This window comes from Winogradskyella psychrotolerans RS-3 (assembly GCF_000427335.1).
Lineage (GTDB): Bacteria > Bacteroidota > Bacteroidia > Flavobacteriales > Flavobacteriaceae > Winogradskyella > Winogradskyella psychrotolerans.
On sequence record NZ_ATMR01000042.1, the window covers coordinates 1 to 23,765 of the forward strand.

Genomic DNA, 23,765 nt, shown 5'->3' on the forward strand with positions numbered 1-23,765 from the left:
GCTTTTAAATACTTTGATAACTTAACTTTAATCGTTTTTTTAGTAACTTCAATCCTCATTTTAAATGGACATGATTAAAGAAAATATAGAATTAGATTTAGCTTGGAACTTTGTAATTAATACCAATAGAAATATATTCTTAACAGGTAAAGCTGGTACAGGGAAAACTACGTTCTTACATAAATTAAAATTGCAATCCAGTAAGCGAATGGTAATTGTAGCTCCAACTGGGGTTGCCGCAATTAATGCAAAAGGTGTAACGATTCATTCTTTCTTTCAAATGCCATTCGGACCTATTTTACCTAATGATGACTTAACCACATCTGGTTTCAAAGGAAAATTTAGTAAGACTAAAATTAATATAATTAAGTCTCTAGACTTATTAGTCATTGATGAGATTAGTATGGTTAGAGCCGATTTACTCGATGGTATTGATAAAACATTAAGACGATACAAGAATAGAAATGAAGTATTCGGAGGAGTACAATTATTAATGATTGGTGATTTACAACAATTATCACCCGTAATCAAAGATCATGAATGGCGATTATTACAACCCTTTTATAATAATGCTTTCTTCTTTAGTAGCATATCTTATCAAAATTGTAATCCCATTACTATAGAATTGAAGCATATTTATAGACAAGAGAACCCGTTGTTTATTAATATTCTAAATGAGATTCGGAATAACAATTTAAGTACTGCTTTAGCAGATGAGTTAAATAAGCGATTCTTACCAAATTTTGAACCTAAAGAAGATGAAGGTTATATTTCACTAACGACTCATAATAATAAGGCCAGACAAACTAATTTATTAGAATTAGATAAGTTAAAAGGGAAGGTAACTTCTTACAAAGCTGTTGTGGAAGGTAATTTTCCCGAACATTCTTTTCCCAATAAGGAAGTCTTAGATTTAAAAGTTGGTGCTCAGGTGATGTTTATTAAAAACGACAGTTCTCCAGAGAAACGCTATTTTAATGGTAAAATTGGTAAGATCATTTTATTAGAAAAAGATGAAGTCGTAGTTAATTGTCCTGATGATGATTTTAATATTAATACTAAGTTAGAGACTTGGGAAAATATAAAATATACTGTTGATGCTAATACCAAGGCAATATCTGAAGATAAGATAGGGAGCTACACACAAATTCCATTACGTTTAGCTTGGTCTATTACAATTCATAAAAGTCAAGGCCTAACTTTTGAAAAAGCAATTATTGATGCACAAGGTGCTTTTGCGCACGGTCAAACTTATGTGGCATTAAGTCGTTGTAAGTCGTTGGAAGGGTTAGTTCTTAAAAGTAAGATTGAATCCAATCAAATTATTAGTGATTATAATGTTATTGAATTTAATAAGAATGCAGAATCGAATCAACCAAATGATGTTATTTTATTGGAATCGAAGCGTAATTTTCAATTAGAACTAATTTCAGAAATTTTTGATTTTTATAAATTCATATATCCTGCGAATCGCATATTAGATATTTACTATAAAAATAGAGGGAGTATTGAAGGTACTGTAGAAACACCTTTAATAACTATTAAAGATAGTGTTACTAATTTGCTTAAAATAAGTAATGGATTTAAATCTCAATTAAAATCGTTAGTAGGGCTTAACGAAATACCAGAGTCGAGCTCAGTTACTCAAGAACGTTTTAGAAAAGCATTAGACTATTTTAGAGAGCAAACTAAATCTAAGATTCAAGATCCGTTAAAACAATTAAAATTTACGACCGATAATAAGGCTATTCAAAAGGATATTGAGAAGCAGTTAGATACTTTAGAGGAATTATTGGTGACTAAACTTTCCTATTTCGAAGGATTACAGGAAGGATTTAAGGCTAAAGATTTTTTATCTTTAAGAGCAAAATCTGTATTCTTAACTAAGGATAAACCTAAAAAACACGTGAATCTGTTGTAGATGGCACAACCAATGTGGAACTCTTTGAATTATTACGAGAGCTTAGAAACAGTATAGCCAATAGGGAAGATTTGATACATTATCAAATATTTACACAGAAGTCCCTTTATGCCATGTGCGAAATTTTACCTACAAGTAAAACAGAGCTAGCGCAAATTCATGGTATGGGTAAAACTAGAGTTGATAAATATGGTGCTGATATATTAAAAGTAATCTTAGAATATTGTGATGAAAACGATATTGAAACGTCCAATGATAACTCGGTTTTTGAAGAACTAAAACCTAAAAAGTAAAAGGAGATACTAAAAAAATATCTTTAGATTTATATAAAGCAGGAAAATCAATTGATCAAATAGCATTGGAACGAGAATTGAACTCTAATACTATTTTTGGTCATTTAGCAAACTTTATTTCTTCAGGTGAAATTAAAGTTACCGACTTAATGTCTTTAAGTCATTATAAAGAATTAAAGAAAATCATTCCAACGAAAAGCTTCGATAACCTTTCAGATTTAAAGCATCAAATTGATGATAAATATTCTTATGGTGAAATTCGCTTAGTATTAGATGAATTGGCATAAAACAAAAACGGCTTCAAAAAATAATTTTGAAGCCGTTTTTTTATACTTTACTTAGAGTTTAATCTTTTATAATTCCTCTAGATATTACAATCTTCTGAATTTCAGAAGTACCTTCATATATCTGAGTAATTTTTGCATCACGCATCAGACGCTCTACATGGTATTCTTTTACAAATCCATTTCCACCGTGAATTTGAACAGCTTCAACAGTATGCTCCATAGCAACTTTACTTGCATACAATTTTGCCATTGCACTAGACATATCGTAATTATTGCCTTGATCTTTATCCCAAGCCGATCTCATCACTAACATTCTAGCAGCTTCAATTTCAGTATGCATATCTGCTAATTTAAACGCTATAGCTTGATGATTGCAAATTTCTGTACCAAAAGCTTTGCGCTCTTTAGAATATTTTAAAGCTAATTCATAGGCACCAGCTGCAATTCCTAAAGCCTGTGCTGCAATACCAATTCGTCCACCAGATAGTGTTTTCATAGCGAATCTAAATCCAAATCCATCTTCGCCAATTCTGTTTTCTAAGGGTACTTTTACGTCATTAAACTGTAACGTATGGGTATCACTTCCTCTAATTCCTAATTTATCTTCTTTTGGTCCAATATCAAAACCCGGCATGCCTTTTTCTAAAATAAAAGCATTAATACCATGAGACCCTTTATGCTTATCTGTTTGCGCAATTACGATGTAAACTTCTGCTCGTCCACCATTTGTTATCCAGTTTTTTGTACCATTCAAAATATAATGGTCACCCTTGTCAATAGCAGTTGTTTTCTGAGATGTAGCATCACTACCTGCTTCAGGTTCACTTAAACAAAATGCGCCAATACATTCTCCAGTTGCTAATCTTGTTAGATATTTTTCTTTTTGAGCTTCATTTCCATAAGATTCTAGTCCATAACAAACCAAAGAATTATTTACAGAAACCATTACAGAAGCCGACGCATCAACCTTAGATAATTCTTCCATGATAAGCACATAAGAAATTGCATCCATGCCACTTCCTCCATATTTAGGATCAACCATAATGCCTAAAAAACCTAATTCTCCCATCTTGCGTACTAAGCTTTCAGGAAATGTTTGTGCATTATCGCGTTCTATAACACCAGGAAGTAATTCTGTTTGTGCAAAATCTCGTGCTGCATCACGAATCATTAAATGTTCTTCTGTTAAGCTAAAGTCCATAAACTATAATATTATTGATTTCTTAAAAATTTGAAGCAAAGATAATTTATTATTGCGGTATTTTCAATAAGGAATATTATTTTTACTCATATGGCAAAATATAATTATAACGTTATTGGCGTAATGTCCGGAACATCATTAGATGGTATAGACCTTATTTATGCGACATATGATGTCGATACTAATTGGGATTTTAAAATTCATTATGCTGAAACTATTAAGTACTCAACACAATGGAAAACAGTATTGGGTGGCTTGGTAAATCAATCAATGAATCAATTGCAGGCTATTGACTCGGAGTATTCTGAATATTTAGCGACTGTTATTTCAACGTTTATAAAGACGTATAAAATTGAAGATATAGATTTTATTTCTTCACATGGTCATACTGCTTTACATCAACCGCAGCAAGGATTGACTTACCAAATAGGTAACCAACAAATATTGGCAGATATTTTGAATAAAAACGTAATATGCGATTTTAGAGTTGAAGATGTCCAATTAGGTGGACAAGGAGCTCCTTTAGTACCCATTGGTGATCGTTTATTGTTTAATAACTTTAATTATTGCTTAAATTTAGGAGGCTTTGCCAATGTTTCTTTTGACTATAAAAATGAAAGAATTGCTTATGATATTTGTCCAGTAAATATTGTGTTGAATCATTATGTCGCTAAACTAAACCTAGAATTTGATGACAAAGGTCAATTAGCTTCTACAGGAAAAGTCAATAAAGATTTATTATTACAACTTAATGCTCTTCATTATTATAGGGAGCAGCCACCAAAATCTTTAGGTTTGGAGTGGGTAGATATAAATATATTCCCTTTAATTGAATCTTATAATCTTAAAACAGAAGATATATTAAGAACCTTTGTAGAACATGTTGCAATTCAAATCTCAAATGTATTAGTTGAAAAAAACACAAGAGTTTTGATTACAGGGGGAGGTGTTTACAATAGTTTTTTAATAGATAGGTTAAAACATTTTTCAATAGTTGAAATTGTAATTCCACAGAACGAGATCATAGAATTTAAAGAAGCATTAATTTTTGGGTTATTAGGTGTGCTCAAAAAAAGGAATGAAATTAATTGCTTAAAAAGCGTTACAGGGGCAAAACGAAACCATTCTTCAGGAAAAATATTAATTCCGAAAAACAGAATTTAATTAAGCTTTCGCTTCGATTGTTTTTTATATTTGTTATAGAATAATAAATACATCAAAATTGATAAAAGATTTACTTCATACGTACGAAAATAAAGAACCTGAAATAGTGTTCCATTGGAATGACGCAGAAACAGAAGCCGAAGGTTGGACTGTAATTAACTCGTTAAGAGGTGGTGCAGCTGGTGGTGGAACGCGAATGCGAAAAGGATTGGATAAAAATGAAGTACTTTCCTTAGCAAAAACGATGGAGGTAAAATTCACTGTTTCTGGTCCAGCAATTGGTGGAGCAAAATCTGGAATTAATTTCGATCCTCAAGATCCAAGAAAAAAAGGAGTTTTACAACGTTGGTATGCTGCGGTTTCCCCTTTACTTAAAAGTTATTACGGTACAGGTGGTGATTTAAATGTGGATGAGATTCACGAGGTTATTCCAATTACCGAACAGAGTGGTGTTTGGCATCCTCAAGAAGGTGTTTTTGAAGGTCACTTTAAACCAACAATAGCGGATAAAATTAATAGAATAGGTCAGTTAAGACATGGAGTTATTAAAGTAATTGAAAATCCTAGTTATTCTCCTAGTGTTAATAGAAAATACACTGTAGCAGATATGATTACTGGCTATGGAGTTGCTACAGCTGCCGAGCATTTTTATGATATTAATGGAGACTCTATTAAAGGGAAACGTGTCATTGTACAAGGTTTTGGGAATGTAGGTGCAGCAGCAGCATTTTATTTTGCTCAAATGGGAGCTAAAATCGTAGGTATTATAGATAGAGACGGTGGGGTAATTAATAAGGAAGGTTTTTCGTTTAAAGACATAACCGATTTATACTTAGCGAAAAATGGTAATACACTTATTGCTGATAATCTAATTCCGTTTGAAGACATCAACCAACAAATTTGGTCTTTACAAGCAGAGGTCTTTGCTCCTTGCGCAGCTTCACGATTAGTGACTCGAGATCAAATAGATCAAATGATAAACACAGGTTTAGAGGTTATAACTTGTGGCGCAAACGTTCCTTTTGCTGATAAAGAAATTTTCTTTGGCTCAATCATGGAATATACAGATCAAAAAATCAGTTTAATACCAGACTTTATTTCAAACTGTGGTATGGCTAGAGTTTTTGCATATTTTATGGAACGTAAAGTGCAAATGACTGACGAAGCTATTTTTAAAGACACCTCTAACGTTATAAGAAAAGCATTAAAAGAAGTACATAATAATAATCCAACAAAAACAGGTATTAGCGAAACTGCTTTTGAGATTGCTCTCAGACAATTAATATAATAAATTACTTTTATAATTAACACTATGGAAACCGTAATAATACTTGTATTCGTTCTTGGCTATTTAGCCATAACCCTAGAACACAATATTAAAATAGACAAATTAATTCCCGCTTTAGTAATGATGGCTATAAGTTGGGCATTAATATCGCTTGGTATTGACAACTTTACACAATGGTTTGATTCGGCTACGCATAACTTAATGGATAATTTTGGTTTGCTAGGGCATGAAGAAAAGATGCATATGATGGAAGAAACCTTACTTCATCATTTAGGCAAAACATCAGAAATATTAGTATTCTTATTAGGAGCCATGACCATAGTTGAAATTATCGATTATTTTGATGGCTTTTCAACGATTAAAGGCTTTATAAAAACTAAAAGCAAACGAAAAATTCTTTGGATATTTGGATTCTTAGCATTCTTTCTTTCAGCTATCATAGATAATCTTACAGCAACTATTGTATTAATCTCAATTTTACAAAAATTAATACACGATAGAGATGTTCGTATTTGGTATGCAGGTTTAATAATTATTGCTGCCAATGCAGGTGGAGCTTGGTCACCTATTGGAGACGTAACAACAACAATGCTTTGGATCGGTAAGAAAGTGACAACGGGTCATTTATTTGTGTATTTATTTTTGCCATCATTAGTTTGTATGTTGGTACCAACATTTATAGCATCTTTATTACCCGCTTTTAAAGGTAAGATTGAATCAGAAGAAAAAGATAATGATAAACCGAAAAGTAAATACAGTGCTATAATGTTGTATTTGGGTCTTGGTGGTATCGTATCGGTTCCGATTTTTAAAACAGTGACGCATTTACCTCCTTATGTTGGTATGATGTTGGCACTAGGTGTTGTCGCCATTTTTGCAGAAATATATAGTAATACTAAGTTTAGTATGTCTAGTCATGATTCAGTAGAAAGTGATGCACACGCACACCATAGTCCTGTACATTATTCATTATCTAAGATTGAATTACCAAGTATATTATTCTTTTTAGGAATATTAATGGCAGTAGCAGCTTTAGAGTCTTTAGGTATTCTATTTGGTTTTGCAGGTACACTTCAAGAGACTATGCCAATGTTAGGAACTGAATTACATCATGGTGGTGTTTCAGATTTAGTCGTTCTATTATTAGGAGTAGGTTCAGCAGTTATTGATAATGTACCACTTGTTGCGGCGAGTTTAGGAATGTTTACAGAACCAATTGATAATGAGCTATGGCATTTTATAGCGTATTCCGCAGGCACAGGAGGGAGTATGTTAATTATCGGTTCTGCAGCTGGAGTAGTAGCTATGGGAATGGAAAAAATAGATTTCTTTTGGTATATTAAAAAAATATCATGGTTAGCATTATTAGGGTTTTTAGCAGGATCAGTTGTGTTTATGTTTACTAGAACTATATTTTAATACACATACTTTTGTTTCAAAACAGACGTTATACAAATAGTTAAAAATAATTTCAATTTTTAGAATATGATAGCATTCAGTACTATTCAAGATGAAGTAGCCGTTTTAACTGATGGAGAATCAGTAGAAAAGACTTTATCCATAATAGAATTAATTACAAGTGGAGGAACATCAGGAATGGTGATTATTTTTATTTTATTCCTCCTTTTAATTGTATCCGTATATATTTACTTTGAACGCATTTTCGCCATAAAAGCAGCATCTAAAGTAGATTCAAACTTTATGAATCAAATTAAAGATCATGTGAGTAATGGTAAAATTGATTCTGCTCAAATGTTATGTGCACAGCAGAATTCACCAGTATCTCGCCTAATTGCAAAAGGGTTGACTAGAATTGGGAAACCTTTAGAAGATATTAATACCGCTATTGAAAATGCAGGTCGATTAGAAATATACAATTTAGAAAAGAACGTTAGTGTTTTAGCAACCATTTCTGGTGTTGGACCAATGATTGGTTTCTTAGGAACAGTAATTGGTATGATTATTTCAATTTTTGAATTGGCAAATGCAGGAGGTACAATTCAAATGGATGTTTTAGCAAGTGGATTGTATACAGCCATGACTACAACTGTAGGTGGACTTATTGTTGGTATTGTAGCTTATGTAGCATTTAATCATGTTGTTGGACGGACCAATAAAGTTGTTTACCAAATGGAGGCTAATTCGATTGAATTTTTAGATCACTTAAACGAACCAATCTAATTATGAATATTAGAGGACGAAATAAAGTTACACCAGAATTCAATTTCGCGTCTATGACCGATATTGTATTTCTATTACTAATCTTTTTTATGATAGCGTCAACATTAGTAAGTACTAATGCTATTGATATTGTGTTACCTAAAGCAAGTGGTAAGACTGAGAATAAAAAATCTACAGCGGTAAGTATCAAAAAAGATTTGACCTATTATATCGATCAGAAACGTGTAGGCGAAAGTGTCTTAGAAACACAATTAATATCTATATTAGAATCACAAGACGCACCAACAATTGTTTTAAGAGCAGAAAAATCTGTTCCTGTAGAAAATGTGGTGAAAGTTATGGATATCGCAAACCGAAATAAATTTAAAGTGATTTTAGCTGTGCAACCAAATTAAGCGGCATCATTTTTGAAAACAATTTAGTGGCCTAACAGGTTTAAAATAACAATATAAAAGTGAAATATTTAGAGACAAAACACGAACGTAATTCCGCAAGAATCACAGCGCTTATTGCTTTGATACTACTCTTGTTATTGTTTGTTGTTGGACCTCAATATATGGATCCACCAGAAGAATATGGTGTTGCTGTAAACTTTGGAACTACCGATTTCGGTAGTGGAAATAAGCCATTAAGTGAACCAAAGAAGGCTGTTGAAGACAAAGTTGTAGAAGAAGAGGTTGTTGAGGAAGTTCAGCCAGAAGAAGCACAGGTGGCACCTGCAGAAGCGGCAACAAAGGCTGAAGAGGTAATGACACAAGATAATGCCGAAGCGATTGCTATTAAAAAGCAAAAAGAAGCTGAAGCAAAAGTAAAGGCGGCAGAAGCGAAAGCCAAAGCAGAGGCCAAAGCCGCAGCAGAAAAAGTGGAACGTGAGAAGCGTGAAGCAGAAGAAAAGAAACGTGCAGAAGAAGCAGAGAAAAAGAAACAGCTAGACAATCTTATTGGTGGTGTTAAAAATGCTTCAGGTAATACTGATGGAGGTGAAGGACCAGATAAACAAGGTGGAAACAAAGGACAGTTAGATGGAGATCCTTATGCGGCAAGTTATTTTGGTGGCTCAGGTCCTGGAAAAGGTGGAATTGGCTATGGATTAGGTGGTAGAGGAAGACCATCAAAGCAAATTTTTAAGCAAGATTGTAATGAATATGGTCTGGTGGTGGTTAGAATTGAAGTTAATCAACAAGGAAAAGTGATTAAAGCTGAACCTGGTATTAGAGGAACAACCAATACACATCCATGTTTATTAGAGCCTGCTAAAAAGATAGCAATGTCTCATAAATGGCCAGCAGATGCTGATGCACCAACAACTCAAGTCGGTTTTGTAAGTATTAACTTTGATGTAGGTCAATAGAATGAATTATCAAGATACTGTGAATTGGATGTTTCAACAACTTCCAATGTATCAGAATAAAGGGAACTCAGCTTTTAAAAAGGATTTAACGAACACCATTAATTTAGCGAAGCATTTAAACCATCCTGAAGATCGTTTTAGGTCTATTCATGTTGGTGGTACTAATGGTAAAGGTTCTACAACCCATATGCTAGCTTCTATTTTACAAGAAGCAGGTTATAAGCTGGGTTTATATACGTCGCCACACTTAAAGGACTTTAGAGAACGTATCCGTATTAATGGTAAGGTTATTACCGAACAATCTGTTATCAATTTTATTAAACGAAATAAAGCATTTCTAGAGGCAAATCAACTGTCTTTCTTTGAAATGACTGTTGGTATGGCATTCGAGTATTTTGCTAACGAGGAAGTGGATATTGCAATTATAGAAGTTGGATTAGGTGGACGCTTAGATTCTACAAATATTATTACACCAGAATTATCTGTAATAACAAATATCGGTTACGATCATACCCAAATGTTAGGGCATACTCTTAAAGAAATTGCTGGTGAAAAAGCAGGAATCATTAAACAAAATATCCCTGTAGTTATTGGTGAGACACATTCTGAGACTAAAACTGTTTTTAAAACGAACGCAGAGGAAATGCATTCAGAGATTTATTTTGCAGATCAATTAATTGATACAATTTTAGAAAGTGATTTAAAAGGAGCGTATCAAATTCATAATATAAAAACGGTTTTACAGTCGGTAAAGGTTTTAAAAAGTATAGGGTTTACTATTTCTGAAAAGAACTTGGAAAAAGGACTTTTAAACGTCACTACAAATACGGGTTTACAAGGGCGTTGGCAAATTTTAGGTACAGAACCAAAGATTATATGTGATACCGCTCATAATAAAGAGGGCTTAACATCTGTAATGAAACAATTAAAAGAAGAGTCATTCAATCAACTTCATATTGTTTTCGGGGTTGTTAATGATAAGGATTTAGACTCCATAATTCCTGTTCTTCCGGTTGAAGCTATCTATTATTTTTGTAAACCAGATGTGCAACGTGGGTTAGATGCAGAACTATTGAAGAATTCTTTTGAAAAAAATAAATTATTTGGAAAGTCTTATGGTAGTGTTGTTGATGCTTTAACTGACGCAAAATCAAAGGCTAATAAACATGATTTAATTTATGTTGGAGGTAGTACTTTTGTGGTTGCAGAAATTATTTGATTTTTTTTAAAAAAATGTTTTGAGATATTAAAAACTAGACTATATTTGCAGTCCTAATAAATAGGGCGACTAGCTCAGTTGGTTCAGAGCACTTGGTTTACACCCAAGGGGTCAGGGGTTCGAATCCCTTGTCGCCCACAAAGTTTACAGAAATGTGAACTTTTTTTATACGTTACTTGATTTATTAGGGCGACTAGCTCAGTTGGTTCAGAGCACTTGGTTTACACCCAAGGGGTCAGGGGTTCGAATCCCTTGTCGCCCACAGAAATTAGAATCCCGATTTACTTTTGTGAATCGGGATTTTTGCTTTTAAAAGGGAAGTACGTGGGATTTTGAAGTTCTTTTTTGAAACAAAAATTCCAATATTTGCGATAGTATATCGCAATTGCATTTGTAAGATTGGTATCTATTTAGGGATGTTTAATTCCTTTTTTAAGTATATTTATTCTTTCAAAAATAAGCTAAAGAGAGCATAGTCTTAATTTAGAATAAAAGGGTCATTAACTCAGTTGGTTCAGAGTGTCACGTCGACAACGTGGAAGTCACTGGTTCGAATCCAGTATGTCCCACTCAAAAAAGAAAGCCTTTCAAGAAATTGAAAGGCTTTCTTTTTTGTTAGATGCTTAAAACAGAAAAGAGAGTTTCTTGGGATCAAGACTAAAAGGGATCAAGACTAAAAGTTGTATTTAAGCAAAAACTGTTGTTAATCTAAAAAGGAAGAATTCTACGTTTCTAACACCTCTGAATTGCGTTCTATAGGCTTTTATTTTGGTATTAAAACATTCTGCTGATGCGTTTGTGCTTCGGTTGAAAAAAAATTAAGTATGGATTTATAGTTAAAAGTAATCGTATTTACTATTGTGTACGAAATGATCTAAAACCAGATTGGTCAACATCCTTGTACCAATGCTAAAACGCTGTGACCTGTATGTTTGATTAGTCAATCTGGCATCTTTTATCGCTTGATTTTCTGGATCTATGATGTCCCATCTGTTTTTTTATTCTAATATCTTGTAATCCATCTAGAGCAAGCTTTTGTAAATGAAATCGATTTGTAATTTGAACGGCTTTTGAGAATCGTTTTCATTGAGTTAGCCATGCCTAGAGTAATCTCTTTAATCCCTTAGCCCTTTTCTTTGTCGATAATTTGAGAAGCTGTTCTATAATGGGTTCTACTTTTGTGTCTGTAAATATTTCGATGATACTACCTTTTTTCCTTTTGCATTTTTATTTGTGATTATGGTATAGAGTTCACCTTTGGAAAGCGCTGTTTCATAAATAAATAGGTAAGCCCTTATATTCTCTGAAAAAAAAAAAATTTTCGGCGTGTGGTTTTTGTTTCCAAGCTTTAAACTCGCTAAAATAGTCTCTATACTGTCTGCTTATTTTTTGTCAACACCGTTATAAAATTCACCTATCGTTTGGCAATCAGAGGCTTTAGTATTTACTAATCTCTTGGGGAAAAGCAGCAAACTTGGTGTCATCCGTGTTCCTGACGCTGCTAAATTTCAATCTCTTTGTACAACTTCATTTATCAAGCCATCTACGCAGCTTTACATGTAAATAAATATTTTTTTTCTAATATAAAGCCATGATATTCTATTATTTATAGAGTACATGAGCGATTAAAACACGCTTCGGTTCTTTAGAGGTCATTGTATTATGTTCTTCGAAATAAAGATGCATAACTATAACTTCTCTATTTTTTGTATTCTTTACTAGATCCGAAATGATTGATTAGGGAATCTGGAGGTATAAGTTTGAGTAAGTCTTGATACTTGTCCAAAATACTTTTTTACAAAAATCTAAAAACTATTTTAAATGCGCACATAACTATTTGCCTTGACTCCTAATTTTGTATTAAAATAACACGTTGGCTTTTCTTATTTCTCCAACTCTAGCTGTAATATTTCTTTTAAGGTATCTGTAGAAATGGGTTTTATAATGTAATTAGATATGGTTTTATAGCGTTTAGCACGATTTAAGTCTACAGGGTCAATAGAAGAACTTACGATGTATATCGTAATTAATTTATGAGATTCAATCTTAACAAACTCATCTAAAAACTCCCAACCATCCATTATAGGCATGTTGATGTCTAATAATATAATATCTGGAACATCCTCACCGGCAATCATTATTGGTTTTAAATTATTCAATGCTTCTTGCCCATTTTTAAATACCATAAATGATTTACAAAAATCGGATAATTCCATCATTCTTTTTGCACCGAAAACAAATATTGGATCATCATCGATGATACATGCTACGTCAATTTTATTCATGTGTTTTTAAATGTATATAAAATGTTGTTCCTTCATTAACTTCACTCTCTACCTCAATCTTTCCACCAATGGCCTCGACTTGATTTTTAGTTATAAACAATCCTAAGCCACGTGAATCTTCATGTTTATGAAATGTTTTATACATACCAAATAGTTTTTCACCATATTTAATTAAATCAATACCTTGGCCATAATCTTTAATTTCTAAAACAACAAAATTATCTTTAATACTTGTGCTTATTTCAATTTTTGCTGGCTCAGCTGGCTTTTTATATTTTATAGCATTGGTTAAAAAATTCAATAAAATACTGTCCAAATATGCAGGTACTGCCTTCACTACAATATGAGGTTCAATATTAATAGAAATTGTAGTTTTAGAATCTATTATAAGGGCAGAAATACTAGAATATGCTCTATTGAAATTTTCTAGTAGGTTTAGCGGTTCTGTTTTTAAATCCTTTTGAATATTAATTGCAGCGACCTCGTTTAAGTTTTCTACGGTCTCACCGAGATGACTTACAGCTAGACATATTAATGGGAAAATTTCATTATCTGTGGTTTCAGGTAAGTCCATTTTTACAATATCTAATAACATATCTAAATTGCCGTAATGTGACCTTAGATTGTGTGATACAATTTGGGCGAAATTTAATAAACGTTTATTTTGGTCTTCAGTTGTAGTCAATAATTGTGAAACTTTTTTGCTCGCTTTTTTTATTTCAGTAACATCATTTATTTGAGCGACGAAATGTTGAGGTTGCCCTTTGTCATCTCTAACTATTGATGTAGATAACTGTGTCCAAATCGTTTCGTGTTGTTTACTTATATAACGTTTCTCAGTCTCATAATGATCAATTTTACCACTCATCATACTCATCATGGCCTTGTAGTCTTTGCGTAAATCATCAGGATGTGTTATATCCATGAAGCTTAACTTTTCTATTTCTTCTTTACTATAACCAAAAGTGTTACATAGACTTTTATTAACATCAATCCAATTACCTTCCAGATCTACTATTGCCATTCCTACTAAAGCAGTTTCAAATGTTCTTCTAAGTTGAAGTTCTTTAAACGCTAAATTTTTTGAATCCTTTGTTGATTTATCTATATCTTGAAATAAGCCTTGAACTAAAATACACGTATCATTTTTAACGATGGCTATGCCTATTGCTCTTACCCATTTATCTTTTCCTGTATGGGTGATAATTTGAACTTCAATATCAAAATCCTCGTGATTTTCAATGCAATTGGTAAATAGTCTAGTGATTGTATCTCGACTGTAGCCTTCTTTATAAAAAGAGATACCAATTTCAACGTTAGGAACATAATCTAAAGGAACTTCGTGAATTTTTTTAGTTTGAATGCTCCAGTTTAGAATAGTAGATGTAGGGTTATATTCCCAAGTGCCGATGGTGGCGCGTTCTTGGATAAAATCTAATAAATCAATACTACTCTTGTTTTGTGTATTAGGGATATACAAAATAAGTGAGTTATGGGGTTTAAAGACAAATATAAATTTTAATTCGGAATAACTAACACTAAACGACTATACCAAACGATAAAAGTGATTTTTTTGTAGGAAATAACTCATGTTATTTGTATTCCATTATTAAATAAACAGAGGTGGTCTTTCCAATATTCAAAACTTCGTGTGACGTTATAGAATCCTTACTAAATGTATAGCCCGTTGGTACATTCACTTCTCTCATCCCTGTGTCATCTGTAATTCTAAATTTTCCTCCAACTAAGGTATAGCCAACATGTAGATTGTGATAATGTTTCTCATGGCCTACACCTGGTTTAAATGTGCATTTCAATACTCTTAGTTTTTTGTTGTCTTCTAGAACTTCGCATATTGCATTACCTTGCCAACCGGCTTCTAATGGATCAGGTAATGAATTTTTGTTTTTGCAACTTGAAAGCCCTATGGTTAAAAGTAATACGAGTATAAAAGCAGCTTTGTTATTCATTCAGTTCATTTGCGAGCAAGGTAATAATTTCAAGAATATCTTCAATTAATAGTTTTAGATGGCAACTTTGTTATTGTTTTAATCTTTTTTACTCGGTTTTTAAAAAATCGGTTACTATGGTGTTGGTCTCCGTTTGCATCTGTGTGGTCCAACTATCTATATACCATCTGCTGTTTTCAAAATGAAGTTGAATACTGTTTAACCCTCTTAGGTTTGAATCTATTTCTGGGTTGCTTCTGACTTCATAAGCACTCCATACTTGAGCCATATTGCCAAATTGACTTATGTTCCGTTTAATTTCCTTTTCATAAAAATTTTCTTTAGGTATTAATAACAACGGAATATATTCTGCTTCCAACGTATGTGTATCTGATTTTCCGTCGTCATCTAATCGCACTATAACAGCCGTACCGGAATGCAAATAGTTATCTCTTTCAAATTGCCAAGGGTCAGTGCTTGAGCCCGAAATAACGTCATAATAAGCATCAATGATACTGGTTATAGATTTGACATCTGTTCCATATTTTTTATCAAGTGTTTGACTGCAAAGTGGCGAACACATTAAAAGTCCGAATACGCTAAGTGCTAATAATTTTGTTTTCATGGTTTTTATTTTTTATAGTTGTTATGTGTTCTGTACATTTATTATTATTCATTTAATTCCGCTTCAATAAGACATATTAATTGTTTCATTTCTATATCTAAATTTTCTCTAAAATCAATAACATCTTGCGTAAAGTCTAATTTCATTCCTAAAAGATTTCGTATTCTTTTATCACTTAAAATCTCATTATAGTTATTTGTAGTTTCATTTGTAATGCTGATTTCGGTAACGGTAGATTTTACCAAAGGGATAAAATTGATATCGTTCTCAAGGATATTATCGATTCGGATTTGATGTACACTTAATCGGTCTTCAAGCACATTATTAAGCTTGTTCAATCTGAAGTCTAAATCGCTGAATTTTTCATTAATAGTTTTACTTTTAATTAAGCTTAACTTGTCTGTGTTTTTTATATTAGTATAGGTGTTTATAGTCGGAAGATCACTTTGTAAATTCCAAACGGCATCTTTAAAAATTGAATCTGTAATAGTTTGTTTTTCAATGTCAACAGGATTAGCTTCAATACCAAGAACAAAAATGAGTGATTGTTTTAAAACCTTTTCTTCGGCTATTAACGCTTCTGATTGCTGCTTGGCTAAAATTAAATTTTCATGTAGACTTTCTAAAATCGCTGTTTCTTCAATATTGGCTTTTCGGTTTTCGTTCCAATTGTTTATCTGTAAGGCAATGAGAATTCCAATAACAACCAAAACAATTTCGCCAATAGCGTATTTAACGTATTTGGTTGTTTTGCCTTCATTGAGAAGGTTTTGGCGTATATTTCTGAAGAGTTTAATCATTTGATGTTACTAATCTTTTAATTCCTTATCTATCAATGTAATTAATAATTGTATGTCCTTTTTGAAATTTGGGTATTCCCGATTTTGTAATGAATAACCAAACCCAACAAACTGAAATATATAATTTTCATATTCTTTAGAACGAAAAAGGTGCTTATTGCCTTTTTTATGTTCAGACATTGCAATTCCTAACTCTTTAGAGTATCCCAAATCATCAGATAAATTTCTAAAATTACCATGTTGATAAACGTAATGTATAAGATTTTCTTGTCCTGCTGCGACCTGTTCTTCTTGTAGCCTTACTCTATTTATTTTACCTTCCCAAGAAGCGAGTAAACTGCTAATAGAATCATTTTTAATTTCTTTTAATCCACCTGAATATATGATTTGGTTGAGAGCACCATCTTCATAAAACAGTACAATATCCGTAATTAGGAATCCATTAATAAGTGAAGATATTTCAGTTTCGCTTAAATTATCTATCAAACTATCGTTACTCATTATGTTTAGAACTTTAATAGCATGTTCCATTTTTTGGGATAGATCTTTTTCTTCTATAGCAAGGGATTTAAGGTTGTTTTCCATTTCCCCTTTTATCTGCCTCAAATAGTTTTCTTGTTGTTTTTGAATGCTATATACTTCCTGTTTATTATTTAAATAAAGCGCAATCAAAATCCCAATAACTACAAGGATAATTTCTCCAAAGGCGTAGAGCAGATACTTTGAAGCTCGATTTTCGGTAATCATATTTTGACGAATTTTTCTGAAGAATTTGATCATTGGATTTTAATTTTTTAGTAATTGATTTAGCATGTGTTGTCTTGTAGATATGATGCTAATGGCTCCAAAAGTTCTTCCCATATCACCAATTAAATAATTTTCCAATTTGGGTGTTTTTAATATTTTTTCATAATCTGCAGTTATCCCTCGATAATCTTTTATAGATGCAACTTTATTATAAAATTCTTGCACGCTTCCTTCGTTTATAACCAAATTGCCAGTATTTTTATTTATATAATTTTCGGGAAGGGTGTACATTATAGGCTCAAATTGATTTTCAATAAATCGTGAAATAGAACTAAAAGATTTTTCAATTAGAGTAAAGTCTGTATAATATTGTGAAAGATCTTTTAAAAGTTCTTTCTCCTTAAAGTTGTTAAAGGTGCCTAAGGATTTAGCAGATTCAAAGGTGATGTTATAATTTGTTGGGTCTGATGCATAGAACAATGGTTCTACATACATACCAAATTTATCAATACCCATAGTTTTGTTTGGGTTTCTTACATAAGTTAGCAAGGTGTCTAAATATTCAATTCTCTTGGTGTGAAAATTTTTATAATAGTTAAGTTTTAGTTGATCTTTTTTGAGTTCTATTAGGACATTGTCAAAAAAATTAGCTTCCAATTGTTTTGCTTTTTGGTTTTCATTCCAATTATTAATTTGAAGCGCAATCAAAATTCCAATGACCACGAGGATGATTTCGCCGATGGCGTATTTAAGGTATTTGGAGGTTTGGTTTTCCATAATTAGGTTTTGGCGGATTTTTCGGAAAAATTTTATCATATAAAATTATAATTCTCTATTGGTTTCGATTATGATTCTATCCATAGTATTCTCAAGCTCTTCAAGTGACAGGATATAATTTTTTAAATCCCAAGCTTGGTTATCTATCACATTTTCAAATTCAATATCTTGGAACATTTTGTAATTGGAATGTTTGAGTTTTGATTTTTTATTCCACGCCAAAATTCCATAGCTATCTATGTTTTTTAACGAGGCATGCTTTGTGAGATATGTTAACACAATGGTCTGATTAATTTGATCCAATGTATTATAGTTTTCTTCGTTTTTTCTAAATTGCTAGACCATTCAAAAAATTGTAATCGCAATGAGTCTGAAGAAATTAAGTTAAGCTTACCAGAAGAAATGACATCTAAAACTACAGATTGACTTGGTTTATAACTCATATAATCAATGGTTTGTGCTAAGAGGCTATCGAGGTTGAATCTGTTTAGGACGTCTTCAGGCTCTCCTACTAAATCGATAAGGACTCTTGTATCAGATAAAATAGTTTCGTGGTGTTTAATATACTTCTCAATACTTATTTTGTTCTTTTTAAATTCTAAATTTAGGTTCTTTATGATAACATGCTCATTTTGTTTATTGCCTAATTCTTGGTTCCAGTTGTTAATTTGTAAGGCAATTAAAATACCAATCACCACAAGGATGATTTCGCCAATGGCGTAGAGTAAGTACTTATTAACTTTGTTTTCTCTAATCATATTTTGACGTAGTTTTCGGAAGAATTTAATCATTATCTAAATGTTTAATTATCAGTTTTTTATAGCCTCGGCCTCCTTCTGGTATTTTCTAGCGCACTCTCTAACCGTCTAAGAACTATTCCGTACCATATTATCTTATTTCTAAAAATTGGATTATCTTGTACATAAGCACTTAGTTTTGTTAAATCTCCATTGCTATAAGCATCACCAAACCACTCCGTGTTTTCTTCCCAATAACTTACATTTCTGTTAAAACTAATCGTATGCTCTTCTAATTTTACGTTTAAATCTATTTGTTGTTTGTTATAAAAATCAATTATTGTATTGGTCAATTCTTTTGTTTCGTTATTGTAGCCTAGCTTAGATTTTAATTGCTGAAAACGATTTAGGCCAATTTCAAAATCATAGGTTGAAACGAAAGAATAGAACAATGAGTCATTCAATATCCATTTGTCTTGAGATGGGTTTGAATTGATGATTCTTTTAATAGTGTTGTTTTTCCAAGCAAAATCTGGTAAAATTTTATCTAAAGTCTGAATGTCAGTTTCTAATTCATCAACAATGGATTGATAAATGCCATACATCTCAGCTATAGTTTTACGTTGTTCATTCCAGTTATTAATCTGTAGTGCAATGAGAATCCCAATGACCACGAGGATGATTTCGCCAATAGCGTATTTAAAGTATTTGTTGGTTTTATTGGTTTCCATAAGGTCAAATCTAATTTTTCGGAAGAACTTAAACATCGTTTTATAGGTTTGCGTTTTGTGTTTCTGAATGTTTCTTTTTTAAAGCATGCTTTTTTTGATAGCTCAAATTTCTCCACAACCATTCTAAAGGACCGAAATAGAAATACTTCAACCAAATAGGACTTGCTATCAGCTGAAACACCCAAATTGCGAATACGATATATAAAAGTTCATGACGTTGAAATTCTCCAAATAAACCAAATCCTGCGCCTGTAAATAAGAACATAGCAATGACGGAGTGCATCACATAATTGGTCAGTGCCATTTTGCCTACAGCTGCAAGCGCTTTTTTTAGTAGTGCTAAAATTGGTAATTTACAGAAGAGCATTATAGCTCCTATATGTCCCATAGCAACGGCAACACGACCCAAATCGTAAGTGACGTTGGCTTTTGAAAAACTCAACAACGAAAAATTATCATCTAATATCATCTTTACCTCGTAATAATTAACACTCAGTCCTATAGCATAACCTACCAGCATCATAATGCCATAAAAACGATACGGTTTTATAGCAGACAATAGCTTCAGTTTAAAAAATGCAATACCTAAAAGCATCATGCTTAAAATATCCCAGACATCGTAGCGATAGAAATAGTATTTTCCAAAATGCATATTAATAGGTGCTAAAAAAGCAACAACATCAAAATACCCTTTTTGCATGTTTGCATTGTGTTCTGCAATGGCCTCTGGTGAACGTTCTTTCTGAATGTTTTGCCATTTATCTTCCGCAGCTTTTAGTTCGTCTGTAAGCTCTTTTCCTTCAGTTTTAAATTCTTCAACTAAAGTGACATCTTCCATAAATTTGACGTTAGATTTATACTCTGCATAATTCCAAATAGTACCTACGGAAAATAAAATAAGAGCTACAATCATTAACTTTTTCGGAGCCAAATTTCTAAAGGAATACACTAAAAAACCCATAAGTGAATAGCTGAACAATATTTCGCCAACCCACAAAATGAGATAAGCATGAATGAGTCCAAAAACAAGTAGCCACATTAAGCGTCTAAAATAAATGTCTGCAGCTTTAATACCAGCACCTTTTTTTTCCAAACGGTCTAAAAGTATAAACATACCAGCTCCAAACAACAACGAGAATAAGGCTCTCATTGTGCCTTCAAAAAGCATATTTGTAGTGATCCATGTGTAGAGATCCCAGCCTGTAGCTCCACCAGATATTGTTGGGTCTTCATAGGCATGTGCCAATGCCATGCCATTGATGTTCATGAGTAAAATTCCGAAAAGCACAATGCCACGCATCACATCTAAAGATTGAATACGCTCGAGTGCTTTTAATGGGGTTAAAGAGGTTGGTGTTGTTGTCATTTTTTTTGGTTGGTTTAGTTGATGTAAGTCCTTTTAGTGTCATTTTTATCATGGTGTATTATTCTAATTCTTTATCAATCAATTCTAATATGTTTTCTATTTCTTTTTTTAATTCTGAATAGTAATTTTGATTTAGGTAGCGAGCCGTTAGAATAAAATCCATCAGTTCATTTTCTAATTCTTGAGACTGCAATAACTGAAGATTGCCGAGTTCAAATTTGCTTGGTTTGATATCGAAAGTATCACCTTGTGCATCTATAATCATTCGTTTAGCATTGCCCTTAGCATTCATAAGTTCTATAACCTGCATTCTAACAACGGAATGCTCTTCTTCCTGAAACTTAACTCTAGACAGAATGCCTTTACTAGAGGATAAAGCAAATTTTAAAGTCGCATTACTAAAAATAGAAAGCTTCCCCGAACTGATGATTTCATCTAACACAGCTTGATTTGGGTGATACATCACTTCCCAATTGGTCATATTCATAGCCAACTTAGAAAATTCCTTCTCAGTAATCTCGGGAGTCTCAGGTCCCATGAGATCAGAGATTTTTAAAGCATTATCGGCATTGGCTTTGTTGGTAGCTATTACCTGTTTTAGCTTAAGGGTATTGTGGTTAAATTCTTCTTTTAAAGCCATGAGATATTGGTGTTCTATTTGGTTTTGTTTTGAATGCTCATTCCAATTGTTGATTTGAAGCGCAATTAAAATCCCAATAACCACGAGAATGATTTCTCCGATGCCGTAGAGTAGATATTTAGAAGTTCTACTTTCCGTAATCATATTTTGACGAATATGTCTAAAGAATTTTATCATTGGTTTTTAGTTTCCTTTAAAATAGTTTCAATTATAGTACTCATTTTTTTTAATTGATTTTCCATGAATTGAGCATATAGCACTTTTTCATCTAATAGATTTTCAAAGATGATGTTATCAAATAAATCACTGTTATTAACGCCTAAATTTGAAGGCTTAGTTTTAATTGTGTTATAATTTAAGTTTCGTAATGATCCGTTGTGTTTTATATAATCTATAATATCTTGTGAGCTTTTTTCTAGCCTTCGATTCCATTCTTTTATCACTTCAATTTGGGTTTCCCAATTAAAAAGTAATTGCTTTAAGTTTTCATTTTTTAACAAGGACAACTTACCTGTATTGTTTAATTCGTTCATTGTAAAGTTGCTCGGTATCCAAGTCGGAAAGAACAATGACTTTTCAATCATTGTATTCCTTTGTTCTTTTGAAATCAAATTGTTTTTAGACGCTATTAATGATAGATTATCTAAACTTCCGTTTTTGGTATATATCACTGAGTTCAATGCTTTTTGTAGGGCTTCTCGATTGGCTTCAAATTCTTGAACTAGATTTTTTGTTATCAGCTGTAATTCAATATTGGATTTTCTGTTTTCATTCCAATTGTTAATTTGAAGCGCAATAAGAATACCAATCACCACAAGGATGATTTCACCAATGGCATATTTTAAATACTTGGTGTTTTTGCCCTCATTAAGATAGTTTTTGCGGATATTTCTAAAAAGTTTAATCATTCCTCCTTCTTTTTAAAAATTTCATAGCGAAAAAAATAAGCGTTAATGCCACAATAAAAAGTCCTGTGCCAATCATTTCATGTGTCGAAAGACTTGATAAAAAGTATAGAATTATGACAATAGCTATAATAGGAATCGTCCAGCCTCCGGGAATCTTAAAACTGCCTTCATAATTTTTTTTAGATTTACGCAATTTCATTACGGATAGGGCAACACCTAAATATAGAATTAGCATAGAACTGCTCGCAATGACTGCCAACTGTTCAAAACTACCTGAAATAGCTAGAATAAAACCGATAGTGGCATACACTATAATGGCTATATGTGGTGTCGCAAAAGATTTGTGAATTCTAGAAAGTGCGGCTATTGGGATGACTTTATCTCTGGCGAGTGCGTAAACAATTCTTGGACTGTTAAGAATAGTGCCGCTCATATAGCCAAACATAGACACAACGGCTCCGATAATTAGGAATAGATATCCAAAATTGCCAAATATGACTTTAGCTGTTTCGGCAAGTGGTGCCGCTGTGAAATTGGGTAAAGCATCACCTAAAACTCCCTGAGAAACAGTTTGAATTAAAATGTAAACAACCATAACCGTCGTAATACTTATTAAAATAGCTCTTGGAATAGTGCGTTTTGGATTCACAACTTCTCCACCAACAATAATTCCCGTTTCACAACCTTGAAAGGCAAAAAATAAAATAAGAGATGTTTCCCCTAATGTTTTAAAGCTTGGCAGATCATGAAAATATAAGTTGCTTAAAGAAACATCTTTAAAGCCAAAAGCAATTAATAAAATCAAGGGTATTAACTTAATAATGGTATTAAACTTTACTAAACCAATACCTTGTTTTAGGCCTATGACATTGATGTAAACCAAGCCATAAAACAGTATAAATAAAAATAGAATACGAGGTAAACCGTTTTCAAATATTGGGTATGCGGAAGCAATAACGTTGACCAAAGCATTAGAAACTGCCGCATCTGCAAACAGATTACTTCCTACGGCAAAAAATCCTCCAACAAAGCCAGCATAATCACCAAAAGCGGTTTCAATATACGTGTAAGGACCTCCAGTATTGGTGACTTTACTTCCGGCTTCGGCAAAACAAAGCATAATCGTAGCCATTAACAAGCCACAAAATAAATACGCAATGATGCTAGAGGCTCCTAAATAACTGGCTACAATTGCAGGCAGCACAAAAATACCCGACCCAATAATAATGTTGATGATATTAGCCGATAAACCAAATACACCAACTTTTATTTTTAATCCCTTATCTTTTATCATT

The 23,765-nt window shown here is 32.5% G+C and carries 26 protein-coding genes and 3 tRNA genes; 13 read left to right on the forward strand and 16 right to left on the reverse strand.

The features are described from left to right. Window positions 1-64 precede the first annotated feature (64 nt). From ADIWIN_RS03490 to ADIWIN_RS20755, 3 genes are all read left to right on the forward strand, one after another. Window positions 65-1,921, forward strand: coding sequence for an ATP-dependent DNA helicase (locus tag ADIWIN_RS03490; protein WP_200859780.1), 1,857 nt, complete (start codon window positions 65-67; stop codon window positions 1,919-1,921). A 14-nt stretch (window positions 1,922-1,935) separates the two neighbouring features. Continuing rightward, window positions 1,936-2,214 (forward strand): HRDC domain-containing protein, encoded by a 279-nt coding sequence (locus ADIWIN_RS20750; RefSeq protein WP_200859781.1) that lies wholly within the window; start codon window positions 1,936-1,938, stop codon window positions 2,212-2,214. A gap of 65 nt (window positions 2,215-2,279) precedes the next feature. Continuing rightward, window positions 2,280-2,501: a helix-turn-helix domain-containing protein gene (locus ADIWIN_RS20755; RefSeq protein WP_040756464.1), complete on the forward strand. Its 222-nt coding sequence runs from the start codon at window positions 2,280-2,282 to the stop codon at window positions 2,499-2,501. 58 nt (window positions 2,502-2,559) lie between these two features. Here ADIWIN_RS20755 and ADIWIN_RS03505 read toward each other — a convergent pair whose 3' ends face one another. Then, on the reverse strand, window positions 2,560-3,702 hold the full coding sequence (locus ADIWIN_RS03505; RefSeq protein WP_020895286.1) for an acyl-CoA dehydrogenase: 1,143 nt from the start codon (window positions 3,700-3,702) through the stop codon (window positions 2,560-2,562). Window positions 3,703-3,792: 90 nt separating this feature from the next. On the opposite strand from ADIWIN_RS03505, the gene ADIWIN_RS03510 reads away from it, so the two are divergent. From ADIWIN_RS03510 to ADIWIN_RS03555, 10 genes are all read left to right on the forward strand, one after another. After that, window positions 3,793-4,866 (forward strand): anhydro-N-acetylmuramic acid kinase, encoded by a 1,074-nt coding sequence (locus tag ADIWIN_RS03510; protein WP_020895287.1) that lies wholly within the window; start codon window positions 3,793-3,795, stop codon window positions 4,864-4,866. A 61-nt stretch (window positions 4,867-4,927) separates the two neighbouring features. After that, complete coding sequence (locus ADIWIN_RS03515) at window positions 4,928-6,154, forward strand: Glu/Leu/Phe/Val dehydrogenase dimerization domain-containing protein (RefSeq protein WP_040756485.1); 1,227 nt, start codon at window positions 4,928-4,930, stop codon at window positions 6,152-6,154. Window positions 6,155-6,178: 24 nt separating this feature from the next. Continuing rightward, window positions 6,179-7,573: a sodium:proton antiporter NhaD gene (nhaD, locus tag ADIWIN_RS03520; RefSeq protein ID WP_020895289.1), complete on the forward strand. Its 1,395-nt coding sequence runs from the start codon at window positions 6,179-6,181 to the stop codon at window positions 7,571-7,573. A 66-nt stretch (window positions 7,574-7,639) separates the two neighbouring features. Beyond that, window positions 7,640-8,335: a MotA/TolQ/ExbB proton channel family protein gene (locus ADIWIN_RS03525; RefSeq protein ID WP_020895290.1), complete on the forward strand. Its 696-nt coding sequence runs from the start codon at window positions 7,640-7,642 to the stop codon at window positions 8,333-8,335. Between the two features lie 2 nt (window positions 8,336-8,337). After that, window positions 8,338-8,730 (forward strand): ExbD/TolR family protein, encoded by a 393-nt coding sequence (locus ADIWIN_RS03530; protein ID WP_020895291.1) that lies wholly within the window; start codon window positions 8,338-8,340, stop codon window positions 8,728-8,730. Between the two features lie 59 nt (window positions 8,731-8,789). Then, window positions 8,790-9,686: a hypothetical protein gene (locus ADIWIN_RS03535; RefSeq protein ID WP_020895292.1), complete on the forward strand. Its 897-nt coding sequence runs from the start codon at window positions 8,790-8,792 to the stop codon at window positions 9,684-9,686. A 1-nt stretch (window position 9,687) separates the two neighbouring features. Continuing rightward, window positions 9,688-10,905, forward strand: a complete 1,218-nt coding sequence (locus ADIWIN_RS03540; RefSeq protein ID WP_040756465.1) for a bifunctional folylpolyglutamate synthase/dihydrofolate synthase — start codon at window positions 9,688-9,690, stop codon at window positions 10,903-10,905. A gap of 63 nt (window positions 10,906-10,968) precedes the next feature. Further along, window positions 10,969-11,043, forward strand: a tRNA-Val gene (locus tag ADIWIN_RS03545). 49 nt (window positions 11,044-11,092) lie between these two features. Further along, window positions 11,093-11,167, forward strand: a tRNA-Val gene (locus tag ADIWIN_RS03550). Window positions 11,168-11,399: 232 nt separating this feature from the next. Further along, window positions 11,400-11,474, forward strand: a tRNA-Val gene (locus tag ADIWIN_RS03555). A 117-nt stretch (window positions 11,475-11,591) separates the two neighbouring features. Here the strand turns inward: ADIWIN_RS03555 and ADIWIN_RS21150 are convergent. The 15 genes from ADIWIN_RS21150 to ADIWIN_RS03625 form a co-directional block, all read right to left on the reverse strand. Then, the gene (locus ADIWIN_RS21150; RefSeq protein WP_235047003.1) at window positions 11,592-11,672 is read right to left on the reverse strand and encodes a hypothetical protein; all 81 of its coding nucleotides are present in this window, start codon (window positions 11,670-11,672) and stop codon (window positions 11,592-11,594) included. A 1,116-nt stretch (window positions 11,673-12,788) separates the two neighbouring features. Further along, a complete protein-coding gene (locus ADIWIN_RS03560) occupies window positions 12,789-13,190 on the reverse strand; it encodes a response regulator (protein ID WP_020895294.1) in 402 nt (133 codons plus the stop codon). Beyond that, the gene (locus ADIWIN_RS03565) at window positions 13,183-14,670 is read right to left on the reverse strand and encodes a sensor histidine kinase (RefSeq protein WP_020895295.1); all 1,488 of its coding nucleotides are present in this window, start codon (window positions 14,668-14,670) and stop codon (window positions 13,183-13,185) included. The genes ADIWIN_RS03560 and ADIWIN_RS03565 overlap by 8 nt, the downstream gene beginning before the upstream one ends. Window positions 14,671-14,782: 112 nt before the next feature. After that, window positions 14,783-15,160, reverse strand: a complete 378-nt coding sequence (locus ADIWIN_RS03570; RefSeq protein ID WP_020895296.1) for a cupin domain-containing protein — start codon at window positions 15,158-15,160, stop codon at window positions 14,783-14,785. 88 nt (window positions 15,161-15,248) lie between these two features. Further along, window positions 15,249-15,764, reverse strand: coding sequence for a hypothetical protein (locus tag ADIWIN_RS03575; RefSeq protein ID WP_020895297.1), 516 nt, complete (start codon window positions 15,762-15,764; stop codon window positions 15,249-15,251). Between the two features lie 44 nt (window positions 15,765-15,808). Then, window positions 15,809-16,564: a DUF6090 family protein gene (locus ADIWIN_RS20765; protein ID WP_020895298.1), complete on the reverse strand. Its 756-nt coding sequence runs from the start codon at window positions 16,562-16,564 to the stop codon at window positions 15,809-15,811. Window positions 16,565-16,573: 9 nt separating this feature from the next. After that, the gene (locus ADIWIN_RS19335; protein WP_152487208.1) at window positions 16,574-17,311 is read right to left on the reverse strand and encodes a hypothetical protein; all 738 of its coding nucleotides are present in this window, start codon (window positions 17,309-17,311) and stop codon (window positions 16,574-16,576) included. Between the two features lie 39 nt (window positions 17,312-17,350). Further along, the gene (locus tag ADIWIN_RS20660; RefSeq protein ID WP_051155395.1) at window positions 17,351-18,088 is read right to left on the reverse strand and encodes a DUF6090 family protein; all 738 of its coding nucleotides are present in this window, start codon (window positions 18,086-18,088) and stop codon (window positions 17,351-17,353) included. A 45-nt stretch (window positions 18,089-18,133) separates the two neighbouring features. Further along, window positions 18,134-18,367, reverse strand: coding sequence for a hypothetical protein (locus ADIWIN_RS03595; protein WP_161624663.1), 234 nt, complete (start codon window positions 18,365-18,367; stop codon window positions 18,134-18,136). Then, the gene (locus tag ADIWIN_RS03600) at window positions 18,361-18,879 is read right to left on the reverse strand and encodes a DUF6090 family protein (RefSeq protein WP_020895302.1); all 519 of its coding nucleotides are present in this window, start codon (window positions 18,877-18,879) and stop codon (window positions 18,361-18,363) included. Before ADIWIN_RS03600 ends, ADIWIN_RS03595 begins: the two co-directional genes overlap by 7 nt. A gap of 26 nt (window positions 18,880-18,905) precedes the next feature. Then, window positions 18,906-19,556, reverse strand: a complete 651-nt coding sequence (locus tag ADIWIN_RS20665; RefSeq protein ID WP_020895303.1) for a DUF6090 family protein — start codon at window positions 19,554-19,556, stop codon at window positions 18,906-18,908. A 40-nt stretch (window positions 19,557-19,596) separates the two neighbouring features. Beyond that, window positions 19,597-20,922 (reverse strand): DUF418 domain-containing protein, encoded by a 1,326-nt coding sequence (locus ADIWIN_RS03610; protein WP_020895304.1) that lies wholly within the window; start codon window positions 20,920-20,922, stop codon window positions 19,597-19,599. A gap of 58 nt (window positions 20,923-20,980) precedes the next feature. Then, window positions 20,981-21,739 carry a DUF6090 family protein gene (locus ADIWIN_RS20670; protein ID WP_051155396.1) on the reverse strand — a complete coding sequence of 253 codons (759 nt, stop codon included), beginning with the start codon at window positions 21,737-21,739 and terminating at the stop codon, window positions 20,981-20,983. Next, window positions 21,736-22,470 (reverse strand): hypothetical protein, encoded by a 735-nt coding sequence (locus ADIWIN_RS21155; RefSeq protein ID WP_020895306.1) that lies wholly within the window; start codon window positions 22,468-22,470, stop codon window positions 21,736-21,738. The genes ADIWIN_RS20670 and ADIWIN_RS21155 overlap by 4 nt, the downstream gene beginning before the upstream one ends. Further along, a complete protein-coding gene (locus tag ADIWIN_RS03625) occupies window positions 22,463-23,764 on the reverse strand; it encodes an APC family permease (RefSeq protein WP_020895307.1) in 1,302 nt (433 codons plus the stop codon). Before ADIWIN_RS03625 ends, ADIWIN_RS21155 begins: the two co-directional genes overlap by 8 nt. Between the last annotated feature and the right edge of the window lies 1 nt (window position 23,765).

What these genes read in the sequence shown, in the direction of transcription:
- ADIWIN_RS03490 (WP_200859780.1), top strand. Translation starts at nt 65, where the DNA reads ATGGACATGATTAAAGAAAATATAGAATTAGATTTAGCTTGGAACTTT.
- ADIWIN_RS03505 (WP_020895286.1), bottom strand. Translation starts at nt 3,702, where the DNA reads ATGGACTTTAGCTTAACAGAAGAACATTTAATGATTCGTGATGCAGCA.
- ADIWIN_RS03510 (WP_020895287.1), top strand. Translation starts at nt 3,793, where the DNA reads ATGGCAAAATATAATTATAACGTTATTGGCGTAATGTCCGGAACATCA.
- nhaD (WP_020895289.1), top strand. Translation starts at nt 6,179, where the DNA reads ATGGAAACCGTAATAATACTTGTATTCGTTCTTGGCTATTTAGCCATA.
- ADIWIN_RS03525 (WP_020895290.1), top strand. Translation starts at nt 7,640, where the DNA reads ATGATAGCATTCAGTACTATTCAAGATGAAGTAGCCGTTTTAACTGAT.
- ADIWIN_RS03530 (WP_020895291.1), top strand. Translation starts at nt 8,338, where the DNA reads ATGAATATTAGAGGACGAAATAAAGTTACACCAGAATTCAATTTCGCG.
- ADIWIN_RS03540 (WP_040756465.1), top strand. Translation starts at nt 9,688, where the DNA reads ATGAATTATCAAGATACTGTGAATTGGATGTTTCAACAACTTCCAATG.
- ADIWIN_RS03560 (WP_020895294.1), bottom strand. Translation starts at nt 13,190, where the DNA reads ATGAATAAAATTGACGTAGCATGTATCATCGATGATGATCCAATATTT.
- ADIWIN_RS03570 (WP_020895296.1), bottom strand. Translation starts at nt 15,160, where the DNA reads ATGAATAACAAAGCTGCTTTTATACTCGTATTACTTTTAACCATAGGG.
- ADIWIN_RS03575 (WP_020895297.1), bottom strand. Translation starts at nt 15,764, where the DNA reads ATGAAAACAAAATTATTAGCACTTAGCGTATTCGGACTTTTAATGTGT.
- ADIWIN_RS20765 (WP_020895298.1), bottom strand. Translation starts at nt 16,564, where the DNA reads ATGATTAAACTCTTCAGAAATATACGCCAAAACCTTCTCAATGAAGGC.
- ADIWIN_RS19335 (WP_152487208.1), bottom strand. Translation starts at nt 17,311, where the DNA reads ATGATTACCGAAAATCGAGCTTCAAAGTATCTGCTCTACGCCTTTGGA.
- ADIWIN_RS20660 (WP_051155395.1), bottom strand. Translation starts at nt 18,088, where the DNA reads ATGGAAAACCAAACCTCCAAATACCTTAAATACGCCATCGGCGAAATC.
- ADIWIN_RS03600 (WP_020895302.1), bottom strand. Translation starts at nt 18,879, where the DNA reads ATGATTAAATTCTTCCGAAAACTACGTCAAAATATGATTAGAGAAAAC.
- ADIWIN_RS20665 (WP_020895303.1), bottom strand. Translation starts at nt 19,556, where the DNA reads ATGGAAACCAATAAAACCAACAAATACTTTAAATACGCTATTGGCGAA.
- ADIWIN_RS03610 (WP_020895304.1), bottom strand. Translation starts at nt 20,922, where the DNA reads ATGACAACAACACCAACCTCTTTAACCCCATTAAAAGCACTCGAGCGT.
- ADIWIN_RS20670 (WP_051155396.1), bottom strand. Translation starts at nt 21,739, where the DNA reads ATGATAAAATTCTTTAGACATATTCGTCAAAATATGATTACGGAAAGT.
- ADIWIN_RS21155 (WP_020895306.1), bottom strand. Translation starts at nt 22,470, where the DNA reads ATGATTAAACTTTTTAGAAATATCCGCAAAAACTATCTTAATGAGGGC.
- ADIWIN_RS03625 (WP_020895307.1), bottom strand. Translation starts at nt 23,764, where the DNA reads ATGATAAAAGATAAGGGATTAAAAATAAAAGTTGGTGTATTTGGTTTA.